Here is a 14084-nt window from a genome sequence, read left to right on the forward strand (position 1 = left end):
CCCCCGCCCTGCGTCCGCCGCGGTTCGCTCCCGGCACCGTGCGCTCGCGGGGATGCTCTTCGCCTTCGCCCTGCTGCTCACCGCGTGCGGCGGCACATCGAAGGCGAGCGATCCTTCGGAGGCCAAGCCGAAACACAACGCCGACGATGTCATGTACCTGCAGATGATGATCGTGCATCGCCAGCAGGCACTGGACATGGCCCGGCTGGTCCCCGACCGCTCCCGTCGCGCGGAAGTCCAGAAGCTCGCCACCGCGGTCGAGAAGGACAGCAGCGGTGAGGTGAAGCAAATGACCTCATGGCTCACCTCATGGTCGAAGCCGACGGCGCTGCAGGGGCCTGCGAACTCCCACGCCGCCCACGGCGGCCTTCCTGCCATCGGCCCGGCGGAGATGAAGGCACTGAAACAGGCCGAAGGCCGCGGTTTCGACATCACATTCCTCAACCTGCTCCTCGGCCACCAGCACAACGCGGTGGAGATGTCAAAGGTGGAAATGAGCAAGGGAGCCAATCCCGCCGCAAAAACCTACGCCAAAGGCGTCATGGAAAGCACCAGCAAGATGATCGGTCAACTGCTCGGCCTGCTCAACAGCTGACACCCGAGAGGCGCCCGGGCCACCTACAGCCTGAGCGGGTCCTCGACGCTACGTCGAGGACCCGCTCACGGCTCGACGGGACGCTCACCCGGCAAGAACCCAGCAGGTACTCCATGCGATCTGGCCGAGTTCGCCGTCCACGCAGAGCCCGGGACCGGCTCGCCGAACACATGTCGACGACGCGTGCGCACGCTTTCACGTCGCGGACCACCGGTGGTGTGGGGCCACCGGGCCACAACGACACGCAGTAGAAACGCCCTTGATTGATCAGCACAAGTGTGTCGCGGGGTAGGACGCGATCGTCTCGGCGGGCCGCTTCGCGGCGTCCAGCGCCAATCCAGCGGCACGCAGTGTCGGTGAGCACGCGGTCCCCTGAAGCAAGCATGTCGTCTAGTTCAGGCGGCGGGTAGTGACGGTCGCGGCGTCATCGACGATGCGGGATCTGGCGTCGGTGAGGGTCACGGAAATGGTGGCCAGATCCGTCTTCTGGAAACCGTTGCGGTCCATTTTGTCGACGGCGGTGACTTTCACAGACCGCTCCTTCCCGTCGCAGACTGGGATGATCTTGCCGCGAGCGCCGGCGACGGCATCGACCGTGGCGTTGAGCGCGACGATGTCGCTGCGTGGGGCGCAACGGTACTTGACCGCGATGGTGACGCCGTTGCCCGTGCTGTTCGCCGCCGCTCCGGTGATGGCGATTGTGGCGTGGAGGTCGGCGCCGTCCGGCGAGAACGGGTTCGTGATCACCCCGGCCAGCGCCTCCGACACTGCCGCTGTCACCGCCGCCGCTGAAATGATCAGTGCGATCAGAACACGCCATCCGCGCCTGGGAGCGGGCCGGGGAACCGCGGGAGCGGCGATCTGCCGCGGGTGGATCATTGCTTCCCGCTCGCTCACCAGATCGCGTTCGGTGAGCGTGGCGGTCCTGAGACTCTCGAGCATGGACGGTGGGGGATCTGCCGGCGGCAGAGGTCCGTGCAGGCGTTGCCAGCATGTCTGCCAATGCTCCAGGACGACAGGCGAAGCATCGCAGAGCGAGAGCACTTGCAGTACGTCGTCCAGGGTGGGCCGGCGGCCCCGGCCGCTGAGAAGATTGGAGAGCGTGGTGCGCGACAGATTCGTCGGGAACTCGGTGGCGTTGTGAGACCGGGCTGAGAGCTCTCGGAGGCTGACGCCGGCGCGGAGGCGGAACCGGTTCAGGGCATCCATGAGCTGAGTCGTCGTCTGCGCTGCCGCGGGGTCGATATCGGTCTCACCCGGTCCTGGCGGCTGGACGGACTCGGGCGAGGGCTGTGCCTCCTGGTCGGCAGAGTCGGATTCGGCGGCGGCGTTCGTGACGCTGACGGCAGCGGCGAGCTGCCATCGGGGCAGCCATTCGGCAGGGTCCGCGCCGCACGCTCTGACAAAGGCCTGTGTCACCTCCCAGGTCGGGAGCTTGCGGCCCGCGGCGGCCTGGGACAAAGCGGTGACGGAGTAGTGGACGCGTTTGGCCATCTCCCGGTAGGTGGGCATCGGGACGGCTGAGTCACGCAGGTCGCGCAGAGTGCAGGCGAATGCCGCGACTGGGCCGGTCTGCGGATCGAGGTGGTTTTGCGGGCGTGGCACTGGTGGCTCCCAGCGACAAGGCGCCGGTCTGGCCGGCCCGGCCGAGGGTCTCGCAACGGCAAGAACCCCGGCCGAGCCGTCTCAGTCCTCGTCGCGGCGGGCCGGGCGGCGGGTGATCTCGACGGCGGCGGCCACGGTCGTGATCGCGGCCGGCAGCGTGAGACCGGCCGCCAGCAGGACGACGATGACCACCACGAGGGCGACCAGGATGACGACCTGCCGCCCGGGTACGGGGAGACACGCTCCGTCGTCGCGGGATGAAGGGACGTGCATTTCGCGGACCTCTCGGATTGGGCGCCGGGGCGGGCATGAGATCGTCTGGCGATCTCATCCCGGCGCTGGCTCGGGTGGACTGATGAAGCGAGGCCCTCCGGCGATGCCGGAGACGATTGCCGTCGTCCCGGCGCGAAGGGGAACCCACCTCCAATGGTTCCCGCCCCCGATGCGGCCGGGAAGGTCTTTGCCGTCACCCGTTGTTTCGAAGTCTCGTCCATCCGTAGTGGTGAACAACACCGCCGCAAATGATCAGTTTGTTTCCATTCCTGATGCGCACCCGAGGACTTCTGAACCATCGACGCAGGTAGAGGCGTTGTTCGCGGTGGCGTGATGTCCTCGTCCGAGCGGCATGCCTTGCCGGACATCGGGCAGATCCGCGTTACTGAACATGCCTGCGTCCAGCGCCCGTCCGAAGCGGATGATCTGCGGCGTGAGCAGCGGAGTCCTCCCCGGGCTCGGGTGGCATCCGCACCGTTGGGGTCTCCTGTTGCCGCAGGGGGCCCCAAAGCATTTCGGTCAGGATCCGACCCTGCCTGACTACCGTCCGTTACCAGCGCGCTGACCAGACGCAGCCCGCGGTACGCCGTGGCGGGCAACGATCCCGGTGTCTGACCCCACCGGGTGATTCGGGCAACTCGGGCGGATCGTCGCGGCGAGCCGTGTCGGCGACGACCGTGGATGCGCCGTTGCGAATGGATCCCACGGCCGCGACGGAGGACCGTTGCCGAGGAGCGTCGCCACGAGGTGGGTCCTCACTCGAGGTTTCCGTGGGATCGGCCGGTCAGAACCAGATCCTGAAATTCGGCGCGCTTCCGTGTCGAGAATGTGGCCCTGGCTCCGTCCTGGCTATACCGGTGGCCACCACGGCCGCGCGACCAGGGAGGAAGCACCATGACGATACGGCGGATGGACAACGTCCTCATCGTTGTCAACGATCTTGAGGCCGCGATCGCGTTCTTCACCGAGCTCGGCATGGAGCTGGAAGGGAAGGCGCTCGTCGAGGGAAGCTGGGCCGACCGTGTCGTCGGGCTCGACGGCGTCCGCGCCGACATCGTCATGATGCGGACCCCGGACGGCCACGGGCGGGTCGAGCTGACGAGGTTCCACACGCCGTCGGCGATCAGCAGTGAACCGCAGAACGCATCGGCGAACACCCTGGGAATACGTCGCATCATGTTCACCGTCGAAGACCTCGATGACATCCTCGCCCGCCTGCTCACCCACGGCGCCGAACTCGTGGGCGAGGTGGCGCAGTACGAGGACAGCTACCGGCTCTGCTTCGTCCGCGGCCCCGATGGGTTCATCGTCGGCCTGTCCGAGCAACTCGGCTGACCGCCTGCCCAGGCCGGACGGCGAACCCGTTCCGTCCGACACACGATCCGCATTGCCGCAGGTAACGGAGGTCCGCATCGGCCTGAAGGGTGGGTGACACGTTCTGCCAATGGCATCATCGGCCGGGCACCTCCTGTCGGTTCATGACCGCGAAATGGCCCTGTAGCCGTGGAAGTCGCGATATCACTAGTGTGGACATTTGCCTGACGTCACCGGTTTCCCCGAAAGCGCTCGGGAACGGTGGCCGGCGGTCCCACGGTGGGCGACCGAGCGGTGGGAGTGGACGTGGCCAGGACTGACAAGTGTTTGTCAACGGCCTTACGAGCGGCACAGCGTGGAGACCAGGACGCTTTCCGCAGGTTGTATCGAGCCGTCCAGCCGCGGCTGTTGCGTTACCTGTTCGTGCTGGTGGGCGAGGCCGCCGACCAGGTGACGGCACAGACCTGGCGGGAGATCACGGACGGCCTGGGCGACTTCCGCGGCGATTTCCAGCGCTTCCGTGGCTGGGTCACGGTGATCGGCCGCAGGCGAGCCCTCGAGCATCTGAGTGGGCGCGGTTCGCCTGCGCCTGTCCACGCGCAGCAGCCCGCGCGGGCGGCGGGCCACGACGACGCCGGTCGCGTGGCCGAGCCGCTGTCCGCCGACGCCGCGATCGCGCTGATCGGCGGTCTGCCCGCCGACCAGGGCGAGGCGGTGCTGCTTCGTGTCGTGATGGGCCTGGACACCCGGCAGACGGCCGAGATCTTGGGCAGGAGCGCCGAGGCCGTCCAGGCGACCGCCTGCCAGGGGCTGCGGAACCTGGCCGACCGCCTGCAGCGCACAGTCGCGGCACCGCGGACGGCGGACGAGCCGGGAGCCGCCGCACCGCACCCGGCCCCGGGCGACCGGTAGGACGAGGGGCCACGGTGAAACCGCCTGTGAATGCGACACCGAGGGGCATGAGGTGACCCGCCCATGAGCTTTGATCGCCGCCACGGCGACCGAACCACAGACCGGGAACTCGACGAGGACACCGCCGAGGACCTCCTGGGAGGCATCTGGCGAGACCCGAAGACGGCCGCGCATCCCGTCGCGGGCCTGCTCGCCGCCGCCACCGCCCCGCCGAGTGAGCGGGAACTCGAGGGCGAGGACGCGGCCGCAGCCGCCTTCCGGCAGGCCCGGCTCGGCTCGCGACGCGGTCGTGGTCACGGCCGAACGGCGCACCGCGCGCTGCTGGAGCTCGTCACCGCCAAGGCGATCATCGCTTTGGCGGTCGCCGGGACGGCGGCGGGCGGCGCCGCCCTGGCCGCGAACACCGGTCATCTGCCCGTCCTGGAATCGCCGTCGAGCTCACCGGCTCCACCTTCAGCCACCGCCACGAAGTCGACCAGTCCCGCTCCCACGTCCGGACACCCGCGACACAGCCCACCACCCGGGGCGTCCTCGGGCCCCGGATCGCAGCACTCGTCCACGCCGGCGGCGCTCTGCCGCGCCTACCTGGCCACCAAGAAGGCCGACCGGGACAGGAAGCCGAAGGCGCCCCCGGAAGCCTCCGCCTCAGAGTTCGCCCCGCTGATCGCCGCCGCGGGCGGCCCCGACAAGGTCCCCGGCTACTGCGCGAAGGTCCTGACCGGCAAGGAGAAGAAGCCGGGCAAGGAGACACCAAAGAAGAAGCCGGAAGACCCCGACAAGAAAGAGAAGAAGAAAGCGAAGCAGAAAGAGTAGGGAAGTTCAGATACGGGGAGTTTCTCGCTCGTGAACGCCCGGCTGCGACGGCAGATCACCTCGAGTCGAGCAAGAGGAAGAGCGGGCGTCCGGGGCCCGCACGCTAGGACGTTCCCCTCGGTGCCGCAACTGAGCGTGGGCGTACCATTCTCTGACCGGGCACTCTAGCGGGCTGCGCGCTTCTGGATCCATGGTGCGTCCAGTTCGCTACAGTAAGAGGGTCGCAGCGACACGAGGAGAAGGGCAAGAAATGGCTCAAAAGGTACAGGTCACCATGACTGACGACCTCGATGGTGGCGAGGCCGAGGAGACCATCTCCTTCGCCCTCGATGGCAAGGCGTACGAAATCGACTTGAGCGAGAAGAACGCGAACAAACTCCGGCGTACCCTGCACACCTACATGGAAAGCGGTCGCAGGCTCAAGGCCACACGGGGCGGACGGCCGGTGAGCCGTGGCACCAGCAGCCGTGAACGGTCGGCCGAGATCCGCAATTGGGCGCGGCAAGCCGGTATCAAGGTCAACGACCGGGGGCGCATTCCCGCGAACGTGGTCGAGAAGTACGAGGCCGCGCACTAGCGGGCCCGGCACGGCCCTGCGCTGCCGCCGTCGGGGGGATGGTGTCGGTGACCTTGGTCGCCATCGCCGCCGACATCGACGAGATCGTGGTCCGGTCCGCAGTGGGCCCTCGTGCCCGAGGGCTCGCCGGATCGCCATCCTCGGCCATCCCGGCGTCCTCGCTGACCATGCCGCACACCTCCGATCATCCCGAAGCCGGACGTCAGGCGGTTACTTCCGCGCGGGCTCACCGCAGGAATGCGTAGAGGCTTCCTGAGAGGAAGACACCCGCGATGAAGATGGAAAAGGCGTTGCCCAGGTAAGCCGTGCTACGCCAACGAGGACGCACCGACGTCACACGCTCCACCATTCGGAGTTCGTCGACGCCGACGCGCTGCGCGAGCTGGTCCTGGAGAACCGCCAAAGGAGCCGCCGCGGCTGCCAGGTACTCGCGAGAACGCTTTCCCAGTAGTGCGAAGACCAGAGCGGAGACCGAGGCGGCAAGTCCGCAGAAGCCTGCGACCACGTCCAATTTCGCTTGCAACGACGCGATGTAGGCGGCCACGTAGCCGGCGATCGCGAAGAGGTAGAGGTTCGCGGCCTGCATCCGGTAGCCCATACTCGCCGTGTACCAGGCCCACGCGTGGTTCAGCGAGCCGTGCAGGTCGTCCGGGTCGTGCCCGCCAGAAGCCATGACCAGATTATCTGGGATCGCCCGGCTTTGGTCGGCGGGAACCCGCTGATGGTCTACCGTCATCGTCCCGCGACGACGACTCTCTTCAGCGGTCGGCCACGTGAACGCCGACCAAGATAACGCCGTGCGGCAGCCCGCCATCCGCACCTCGCTCGGGCCGCGAGTGCGTCGTGGCGGGTCGGCGTACCAGTGCGTCGAACCCGCCCAGCGGCGATCCTCCGCGCGATGGACTTGGCCGACGGAGGGATGGGCCTTGGGCTGTGGCGCTATGACGATGCCGTGCCGGTCCTGCAACGCTTCCTGCATCTCCGCGAATCACGGCCGCTGCGCAGGATTCTGGCGGAGCTGCTGCAGGATCCGGAGTGACGCTCCCGGGATGGGCGCCGGTTCGTCCAACCCGAATCCATGTGCTCGACGCCGCCGCGTCCGACGTCGTGTCTGGTGGAGCACTTAGTGCGTGATGGCCGGCAGGAGGGGCGAGTTCGCGCCCCGGCCTGCCGGCCGCTCAACGCCGTGAACGCACCCGTGCCCCGCGGCGGACGGTGGCAGGGCGGGGGCCGTGCCCCGCCCCGAGTCCGCGTGACCGGGCCCGGTGAACGTTCGTGGTCACCGCGTTAGCAACGCTTCCAGGCCAGGTGGTAGGCCGAGTTGGCGTACGCGGATTCCACCGCGATGAAGCTGGGCTCCTCGGAGTCGCCCGCGTTCACCCGCACTTCAGTGTTGATGTTCAGGTTGCGGCTCTCGCCGCACGGCTTGTAGACGAGCTCGGGCCGGCTGATCCTGTCGGTGAACCGCCAGCTGCGGTTGTAGGGGCCCTCGATCGTGTGGGTCACCGATCGCGTCTCGGAGCTGCCCTGGAAGTAGTAGCTCGTTCGCCGCACGGCGGAGGCTTCGGGCTCCACGTGGGCGAAGCCGCGGGACGAGATCCCGACGACCGCGTACGTGTAGTCCTCAGGGTGAGTGACCCGCACGTTGAGCTGGCAGTTCTTCCGGAACTCCGTCGGCGGGGCGTCGCCGCCGCCCCAGGCCAGGTACTTGTCGAAGGTGACGGTGAAGGCACCGCCGTCATCGGACGGGGTGACCTGCGCCGTCCCGGCCGGGCAGCCCGAGCCGAGTATCGTGGCGACCTCCATGGTCACCCCGCGGGGCGGCTGGACGGACTGGGACTCGTTGCCTGTCTCGGGGCTGGTCTCGGAGGCGGCGGCGTAGGAAACGCCCGCCAGGGCGGGCAGGAGCACAGCGGCGCCTACCACGATCCCCACACGTCTGTTGTTCATCATGGGTCGGGTCTCTCAGGAGGGGGTGGCCGCGACCTCGCCGTCGCACGCAAAATCGGCCAGCCGTAACCGGCGGATTCGCGGACACTTTGGCGGCCGGGGCTGAATGGCGATCCTCTCGGTTCGGAGAATCCATTGTGGAGACTATTCTTCATTCCGCTTAGGGTCAACACTCCGCCATTGCCCATTTATTCACAATTAACATTGCTTTTGAATAGCTCTTTAAGCCGCCTCCCACGTGGTCCCAGCAGGGGGTTTGTCGTCCGTGGGGACGCCCGGGAGGGCCGGGGCGCGGGCGGCGGTCCAGGCGCCGGGGCGGGCGGCCGCATCCGCGCCGCCTCCGGCCGCATGCCTGTGAACACGGCCGCCCTCGATGTGAACCGGTTGTGTTCCACGCGCACGGACTCACGCACACCCGTCGTTCCGGCACCGGCTCCAGGTCCGGAGGCCGAAGGGCGGATGGCCGATTCCGGCACCCAGATCGATGGCCGGTAGCCGCGCGCTGAAACGCCTAGTCGCGGATAAGGCACAGAGGGCGAAGAAGACGGGCCTCATTAGTCCAGGGAGACGTCGAAGATGTGTAGTGCTGGGGCCCCTCGTACTGCGGACTTGGACACCGCCGGTACTGTCAGCGCGGCCACGGTCTTGCCGGGGTCGATCGGAATCCGTCGGCAGAAGAGCTGGGTGCGCCGCTCGATGCGTCCCGTGGCGGAACTGTTCCGGTAGTTCATGCTGGCCAGCACGGTCGAGCCGGGGGCGGGGTGCTGCTCGCGGGGTCGTGTTCTGGTCGGCGGTGACGCTGACGTTGTTGAAAATGTCCGACAGGTTGCCGTACGGCACCGTGACCACCAGGTCGGCCCCAGCAAGGCGCACCGTCCGCCCTATCGAACGCGCCGTTACCGACACCGGCACCGTCGCGCTTCCTGTCTCATTGACACCGTTGACGTTCAGCGGGGCCGTGGCCTGACCTCGGGCGGAGAAATGGAGCGTTCCCGATCCCGGCTTCACAGTGACTCCCGCCGGGGGCGAAGCCGTCCATTTCACTTCCGTGGCCTTGGTAACGGTCAGCGTGCTGGACGCCGTCGCGCCCGGCTGCCGCAGGACGATCACAGCGTCCACCGAGGCCCCGAACTGCGCCGGGACCAACGCACCCCGCGCGTACGCCTGGACTTCGCGCAGCGAATAGCCGACCTGGGTGCCGCGCTCGGTCCTCGCGACCCGCAGGTACCGGCCGCGGCCGGAAACCGGCAGGACGTCGAGCCCTCCGTCGCCCGAGGTCGTCGAGTGGAGCGTCCGCCAGAAGCGCAGGTCGTCGGACACGTCGACCGAGAACCCGCTGGCGAAGGCGGTCTCCCATGTGAGGACCACCATGCCGAGGTCGGCCGGACGGCCCAGGTCGATGATGACGGACTGCGGCTGGGTCTTCGGGCCGCACCAGCGGGTTCTTTCGTCGCTGTCCACCCAGCATCGCCTCGTGGCACTCCGGCCGCTCTCGCGCCGAAGATCGCCTAGGTGTCGAAGATCTTCCGAGGGTCCAGGTTTTCCAGGTCGGGGTCATGCCAGAGTCCAGGTAGTTGGTGAAGTCCAGCGCGAACAGCGGGACCAGCTCGTCCAGGATCTACTTGGCGAAAGTCCGGGCGGCGTTCCGGTTGCCGTTGACGTCCACGATCTGCAGGCCCGGGGTTCGTGCGCAGCGCGTACTGCATGTGCCCGGGCGCTCCCCCCCACGCGGGGTCCGAGCCCGGCGAGCTTGTTCTGACCGAACGAGAGGGAAAGCAAGCGTTGCGGTCTCCTCCAACGAGCCAATTTTCGACTGGGTCACGGGCCTTCACCGATTCGCGATTCGTGCCGCGGTCGTCGGCCCGCTCACGAAGGGCGGCGGTATCGTCGGGACCGGCACCGGCCGCTACCGCCTCGCCCGGGTCCGAGCCCGAGAAGGCAGGCACGTCCAGCCTTCTGATGAAAGGGAGTCTTACGTAATGCGACCTCTCCGGTATTCCATCAACATCACATTGGACGGATGCTGCGATCATCTTGCGATCACCCCGGACGAAGAACTGCATCGCCACGCGACCGAGAACCTCGCTCAGGCCGATGCCCTCCTCTTCGGCCGGGTGATTTACGAGATGATGGAGGAGGCATGGCGGCCGCCCGCGCAACCGGGAGCGAGGCCCGACTGGATGGAACCCTTCGCCCGGACGATCAACGCGGCGAAGAAGTACGTCGTGTCGAGCACGCTGGACCGGGTCGATTGGAACTCCGAGCTCGTGCGCGGGGATCTGAGGAAGGCCGTCCAGCAGCTCAAGGAGGAGCCGGGAAAGGGACTCTTCACGTCAGGAGTGAAGCTCCCGCTGGCGCTCGCGGAGCTGGGATTGATCGACGAGTACGAGTTCGTGGTGCAGCCCAGGCTGGCGGGCCACGGGCCCTCGCTGTTCGCGGGGCTGTCGAAACATATCGATCTGAAGCCCGTGAGCCGCCTGGAATTCGCCTCGGGAGTGGTGGCGATGCGGTACGAGCCGAGAAAGTAACGGAAGCGGTGGGCATCGACCGGACTCAGATCGAACAGTGCCATGGCGGTGCCAGCGAGCAGTCCGAAGAGGGCAAGCCCGGTGGGTCGTCCGCGGCCGTCCCGACCGTCCATGGTGAGCTGGAGGGCATGGTCTCTTACAGGACGTAGGAGGAGGTCGATTCTGGGGTGCCGGCATGGAACCGTATATAGCGGTACTCGCACTTCTGGGGTTCCTGGCCGCCGTGGTCACGGCCGTCTACGCGCTGTCGTGGGTGTACGCACCGCCGGGCACCCCCGGTACCGGACCGTTCCTGTCGGGCGCGCGGCCCCGGGAGCACGCGCTGTCGCGGTATCACGTGCGCTGGTACGTCGTGACGATGGTCTTCCTGGCCTTCGACATGGAGATGATCTTCATGTATCCGTGGGCGGTGGTGGTCGCCTCGGTCGGGACGAAGGCCGTCGTCGAGATGTTCGCGTTCCTCGCCCTCCTCGTCGTCGGGGTCGTCTACGCATGGCGTGAGGGGGCCTTCCGATGGGCCTGAGGGCTCGGCTCCTCCGCTTCGCCCACGCGCGTCCGCGCGCCTTCGTCATCACGGCCCCCGGCTCGACGCGGACCAGGCTGTTCGTCGAGGCCGAGCTGCGCCGGCGCGGGGGGCGTCCGGTCGCGTCGCCCGCGGCGGCGGCGATGCTCGTGGTGTGCGGGCGTCCCGGCGCGGACCTGATGGCGGCGGTGCACACGGTCTGGGAGGACATGCCCGGACCGAGGTCACTCGTCCGGCTGGACGAGACGGCGTCGGCCGACGACGTCGCGGCGGGACTCGACCTGGCGGCCCGGGAGCTGGCGGACGTCGACGCGCAATGGGCGGACGCCCGGGCCCGCAGAGATCGCGGACCATGGTCTCCGGCCGGCGAGGACGATCACATGTTCGGCTCTGCGCACCATCATTCGGCCTCGTCCGAGCCGGACCACAACGACCATGGCGACCACGGCGGCGGTCATGAGCACCACATGGGAGCCCCGATGGGCCTTCCCATGGCCGGACGAGCGCCGGATCGAGACGGCCTGAAGCTGGACGTCCTGCACATCCCGCTGGGCCCTGCGCTGTCGGACTGGCCCGCCGGGCTCGTGCTCGACCTGACCCTGCAAGGCGACGTCATCCAAGCCGCAGAGGCCCTCACGACGGGCGGCTCGGCGACCGGACCGCCCTTCTGGGAGGAGCCCTGGCTACGGGCTGCCGCGGGCGAGCCGGTGACCACGGGAGAGGCGGAGCGGCGCCGGGCGGCATGCCATCTCGACAGCGTGGGGCGGTTGCTGGCCGTCGCGGGCTGGGACAATGCCGCCGATCAGGCCCGCGTCCTGCGCGACCGGCTGATCTCGGGTGAGCCCGGGCGCGACCTGGCGCCGCGGATCACCGGATTCACACGCCGTGCCGGCAGGTCGAGAGTCCTGCGATGGATGCTCCGCGACGTGGGCGTGATCGACCCTGAGCTGGCCGAACGGCATCAGTTGACCGGACCGCCCGCCCGCCGCCTCGCGGACGCGTCCGCCCGGCTGTCCGGATGGCTCGACGAGGTCGGCGCGGCCATGGAACGGCTGGACGATCCCGCACCGCTGCGGGAGACCGAGGGACCGCGCGGCCCGGTGGGCGGCCGGCCGGGCGCAGCGGTCCTCGCCCTGCTTCCCGGGTTGCTGGACGGCGCCGAACTCGCGGCGGCGCGGCTGACCGTCGCCAGCCTGGACCCCGGCCTCGACCAGATCGCCGTGCTGTCGGGGACGACCGATGGGCGGCCCGGTGGGTGACCCGACGCCGGTCTGGGCGGTCGTGGCACTTCCCCTGGTCCTCGCCGCCCTGACCTACTCGGCCGCGGCGATGGACTCGGCCTTCCATTCCGGCGGCGGGTTCGTCGCCCCGTTGCGGGAGGGCGTCCGGCTCGTCGTCCAGCAGCGGCGGCGCACGCTCGCACCCGACGCGCTCCTCGCACGGATCGGCGTGATCAGCCTTCCGGCCGCGGCGCTGCTGGCGGCGACGGTGATCCCGCTCGATGGCGGGAGCGTGTGGGAGCCGCCGGTGAGCGTGGTGTGGTTCAACGCGATGGAGGTCGTGGCCTGGGGCTCGCTCTGGCTGGCCGGGTGGGGCGTCAACTCGGCGTTCCCGCTGATCGGCGGCTACCGTTTCGTCGCCCAGGGGCTGGCGTACGAGCTGCCGCACATGTTCGCGCTCATCACCGCCGGTCTCGGCGCGGGTTCGCTCGACCTCACCGAGGTGGCCGCCGCGCAGGACGGCCTCTGGTTCGCCGTCTGGATGCCGGTCGCGTTCGCCGTCTACCTGCTGTCGGCGGTCGCGATGACGTTCTGGGGACCGATGAGCCACCCGGTGGCGGACGATGCCGCGGGCGGAGTCGCCGCGGAACTGTCGGGCCCGGACAGGCTGCTGTTCTTCGCCGGACGGCTGGCGTTGCTGACCGTCGCGGCGGCGGCCGCCGTGCCGCTGTTCCTGGGCGGCGGCGCGGGGCCGTGGTTGCCGGGATGGGCGTGGTCGCTGATCAAGACGTACGCGGTGCTGGCCCTGCTGGTCTGGGTCCGGGGCGGGTTCCCGGTGCTCAGGATGGACCGGTTCATGACGGCCGCATGGATGGTCCTGATCCCGGCCACGCTGCTGCAGGCACTGGTCGTCGGCATCGTGGTCGTGAACTGAGGGAGGTGAGATGCAGACCGTTGCGTTCTGGGTCCTCGCGGTGGGGGCCGTGGGCTTCGGAGTGGCCGTCTTCGTCGTGGACTCGATGGCGCGGGCGACGTTCGCCCTGCTGGCCTCGTTCCTGTGCGTCGGCGTCGAGCTGCTGCTGCTCGACCTCGACTACCTCGGCGTCCTGGTGATCCTGATGATGATCATGGAGATGCTGGTGATGGCGGTCTTCATGATCATGTACATGATGAATCCCGGCGGGCTCATGCCGATGACGATGGTGCACAACAAGCGGGGGGCCCTCGCCATCTCCGGCAGCGTGTTCGCCGCGCTGGCGGCCGGCGTCTTCCTCACCCCCTGGCCGGAGCGGCGCGGCTCGGTGCCCGCCGACCCGACGTTCTCCGTCGGAGAGTCGATCATGGGGCCGAAGATGCTGGTGATGATGGTGATCGGCATCGCCATCCTCGCCACGATGGTCGCTTCGGTGGTGCTGGCGACCGACCGGGGCCGCTATGACCGGCCGCCCGGCCGCGCGGACGGTGCGAAGTGAGCCTCCAGACCTTCCTCCTGCTCGCCGCCGCGCTCTTCTCGGTCGGCCTCTACGGGGCGCTGTCCCAGCAGTCGATCGTGATGCTGATGATGGGCCTCGAACTCATGATCAACGGGCTGCTCGTCGCGGGCGCCGCGTTCTGGTTCTACGTCTCGCCCGGGACCGCGGACGGTCAGGTCCTGGTGCTCGTGGCGGTCACCGTGATGGCGCTGGAGATGGCGATGGGCTTCGCCGTCGTCACCGCGCTCTTCCGCGCACGCGATGTGGACGTCACCGATGACGCTGGAGACCTCAAGGGATGA

17 protein-coding genes are annotated in these 14084 nt (G+C 68.5%); 12 read left to right on the top strand and 5 right to left on the bottom strand.

Features of this window, described 5'->3' with window-relative positions; all coding sequences use genetic code 11:
* Nucleotides 1-595, top strand: a 595-nt coding sequence (locus ETD83_RS12935) for a DUF305 domain-containing protein (RefSeq protein WP_205717636.1), incomplete at its 5' end; no start/stop codon positions are given.
* A 390-nt stretch (nt 596-985) separates the two neighbouring features.
* On the opposite strand, the gene ETD83_RS12940 is transcribed toward ETD83_RS12935, so the two are convergent.
* Both ETD83_RS12940 and ETD83_RS12945 read right to left on the bottom strand, forming a co-directional pair.
* On the bottom strand, nt 986-2200 hold the full coding sequence (locus ETD83_RS12940) for a helix-turn-helix domain-containing protein (protein ID WP_138645348.1): 1215 nt from the start codon (nt 2198-2200) through the stop codon (nt 986-988).
* 81 nt (nt 2201-2281) lie between these two features.
* Entirely contained in the window at nt 2282-2473 is a 192-nt protein-coding gene (locus ETD83_RS12945) for a hypothetical protein (RefSeq protein ID WP_138645349.1), read from the bottom strand.
* A gap of 909 nt (nt 2474-3382) precedes the next feature.
* On the opposite strand from ETD83_RS12945, the gene ETD83_RS12950 reads away from it, so the two are divergent.
* The 4 genes from ETD83_RS12950 (at nt 3383) to ETD83_RS12965 (ending at nt 6089) form a co-directional block, all read left to right on the top strand.
* Complete coding sequence (locus ETD83_RS12950; RefSeq protein ID WP_205717643.1) at nt 3383-3808, top strand: VOC family protein; 426 nt, start codon at nt 3383-3385, stop codon at nt 3806-3808.
* Nucleotides 3809-4195: 387 nt separating this feature from the next.
* Complete coding sequence (locus ETD83_RS12955; protein WP_205717637.1) at nt 4196-4699, top strand: RNA polymerase sigma factor; 504 nt, start codon at nt 4196-4198, stop codon at nt 4697-4699.
* 63 nt (nt 4700-4762) lie between these two features.
* Complete coding sequence (locus tag ETD83_RS12960; RefSeq protein ID WP_138645351.1) at nt 4763-5512, top strand: hypothetical protein; 750 nt, start codon at nt 4763-4765, stop codon at nt 5510-5512.
* Between the two features lie 250 nt (nt 5513-5762).
* Entirely contained in the window at nt 5763-6089 is a 327-nt protein-coding gene (locus tag ETD83_RS12965) for a histone-like nucleoid-structuring protein Lsr2 (protein WP_138645352.1), read from the top strand.
* 226 nt (nt 6090-6315) lie between these two features.
* Here the strand turns inward: ETD83_RS12965 and ETD83_RS12970 are convergent, their stop codons facing one another.
* Nucleotides 6316-6762 (bottom strand): hypothetical protein, encoded by a 447-nt coding sequence (locus tag ETD83_RS12970; RefSeq protein ID WP_138645353.1) that lies wholly within the window; start codon nt 6760-6762, stop codon nt 6316-6318.
* A 225-nt stretch (nt 6763-6987) separates the two neighbouring features.
* Here ETD83_RS12970 and ETD83_RS42445 point away from each other — a divergent pair, with 225 nt between their 5' ends.
* Nucleotides 6988-7128 (top strand): hypothetical protein, encoded by a 141-nt coding sequence (locus ETD83_RS42445; protein ID WP_171064172.1) that lies wholly within the window; start codon nt 6988-6990, stop codon nt 7126-7128.
* 248 nt (nt 7129-7376) lie between these two features.
* On the opposite strand, the gene ETD83_RS12975 is transcribed toward ETD83_RS42445, so the two are convergent.
* Nucleotides 7377-8024, bottom strand: coding sequence for a DUF4360 domain-containing protein (locus tag ETD83_RS12975; protein WP_205717638.1), 648 nt, complete (start codon nt 8022-8024; stop codon nt 7377-7379).
* Between the two features lie 420 nt (nt 8025-8444).
* Nucleotides 8445-9500, bottom strand: a complete 1056-nt coding sequence (locus tag ETD83_RS12980) for a discoidin domain-containing protein (protein WP_138645354.1) — start codon at nt 9498-9500, stop codon at nt 8445-8447.
* Between the two features lie 518 nt (nt 9501-10018).
* Here ETD83_RS12980 and ETD83_RS12985 point away from each other — a divergent pair.
* The 6 genes from ETD83_RS12985 to nuoK all read left to right on the top strand — a co-directional run bounded on the left by ETD83_RS12985 (nt 10019) and on the right by nuoK (nt 14084).
* Nucleotides 10019-10567, top strand: a complete 549-nt coding sequence (locus ETD83_RS12985) for a dihydrofolate reductase family protein (RefSeq protein ID WP_138645355.1) — start codon at nt 10019-10021, stop codon at nt 10565-10567.
* A gap of 175 nt (nt 10568-10742) precedes the next feature.
* Nucleotides 10743-11090, top strand: a complete 348-nt coding sequence (locus ETD83_RS12990; RefSeq protein WP_138645356.1) for an NADH-quinone oxidoreductase subunit A — start codon at nt 10743-10745, stop codon at nt 11088-11090.
* Nucleotides 11081-12349 carry a hypothetical protein gene (locus tag ETD83_RS12995; protein WP_138645357.1) on the top strand — a complete coding sequence of 423 codons (1269 nt, stop codon included), beginning with the start codon at nt 11081-11083 and terminating at the stop codon, nt 12347-12349. Before ETD83_RS12990 ends, ETD83_RS12995 begins: the two co-directional genes overlap by 10 nt.
* Nucleotides 12330-13244 carry an NADH-quinone oxidoreductase subunit H gene (locus tag ETD83_RS13000; RefSeq protein WP_138645358.1) on the top strand — a complete coding sequence of 305 codons (915 nt, stop codon included), beginning with the start codon at nt 12330-12332 and terminating at the stop codon, nt 13242-13244. Before ETD83_RS12995 ends, ETD83_RS13000 begins: the two co-directional genes overlap by 20 nt.
* Nucleotides 13245-13254: 10 nt before the next feature.
* Nucleotides 13255-13782 carry an NADH-quinone oxidoreductase subunit J gene (locus ETD83_RS13005; protein WP_138645359.1) on the top strand — a complete coding sequence of 176 codons (528 nt, stop codon included), beginning with the start codon at nt 13255-13257 and terminating at the stop codon, nt 13780-13782.
* Nucleotides 13779-14084 carry an NADH-quinone oxidoreductase subunit NuoK gene (nuoK, locus tag ETD83_RS13010; protein ID WP_138645360.1) on the top strand — a complete coding sequence of 102 codons (306 nt, stop codon included), beginning with the start codon at nt 13779-13781 and terminating at the stop codon, nt 14082-14084. Before ETD83_RS13005 ends, nuoK begins: the two co-directional genes overlap by 4 nt.

It is taken from the genome of Actinomadura soli (genome assembly GCF_005889715.1).
GTDB lineage: Bacteria > Actinomycetota > Actinomycetes > Streptosporangiales > Streptosporangiaceae > Spirillospora > Spirillospora soli.

Bases quoted from the DNA above. Each gene is read 5' to 3' on its own strand.
- ETD83_RS12945 (WP_138645349.1), bottom strand. From the start codon at position 2,473: ATGCACGTCCCTTCATCCCGCGACGACGGAGCGTGTCTCCCCGTACCC.
- ETD83_RS12950 (WP_205717643.1), top strand. From the start codon at position 3,383: ATGGACAACGTCCTCATCGTTGTCAACGATCTTGAGGCCGCGATCGCG.
- ETD83_RS12960 (WP_138645351.1), top strand. From the start codon at position 4,763: ATGAGCTTTGATCGCCGCCACGGCGACCGAACCACAGACCGGGAACTC.
- ETD83_RS12965 (WP_138645352.1), top strand. From the start codon at position 5,763: ATGGCTCAAAAGGTACAGGTCACCATGACTGACGACCTCGATGGTGGC.
- ETD83_RS12970 (WP_138645353.1), bottom strand. From the start codon at position 6,762: ATGGCTTCTGGCGGGCACGACCCGGACGACCTGCACGGCTCGCTGAAC.
- ETD83_RS42445 (WP_171064172.1), top strand. From the start codon at position 6,988: ATGGACTTGGCCGACGGAGGGATGGGCCTTGGGCTGTGGCGCTATGAC.
- ETD83_RS12985 (WP_138645355.1), top strand. From the start codon at position 10,019: ATGCGACCTCTCCGGTATTCCATCAACATCACATTGGACGGATGCTGC.
- ETD83_RS12990 (WP_138645356.1), top strand. From the start codon at position 10,743: ATGGAACCGTATATAGCGGTACTCGCACTTCTGGGGTTCCTGGCCGCC.
- ETD83_RS12995 (WP_138645357.1), top strand. From the start codon at position 11,081: ATGGGCCTGAGGGCTCGGCTCCTCCGCTTCGCCCACGCGCGTCCGCGC.
- ETD83_RS13000 (WP_138645358.1), top strand. From the start codon at position 12,330: ATGGGCGGCCCGGTGGGTGACCCGACGCCGGTCTGGGCGGTCGTGGCA.
- ETD83_RS13005 (WP_138645359.1), top strand. From the start codon at position 13,255: ATGCAGACCGTTGCGTTCTGGGTCCTCGCGGTGGGGGCCGTGGGCTTC.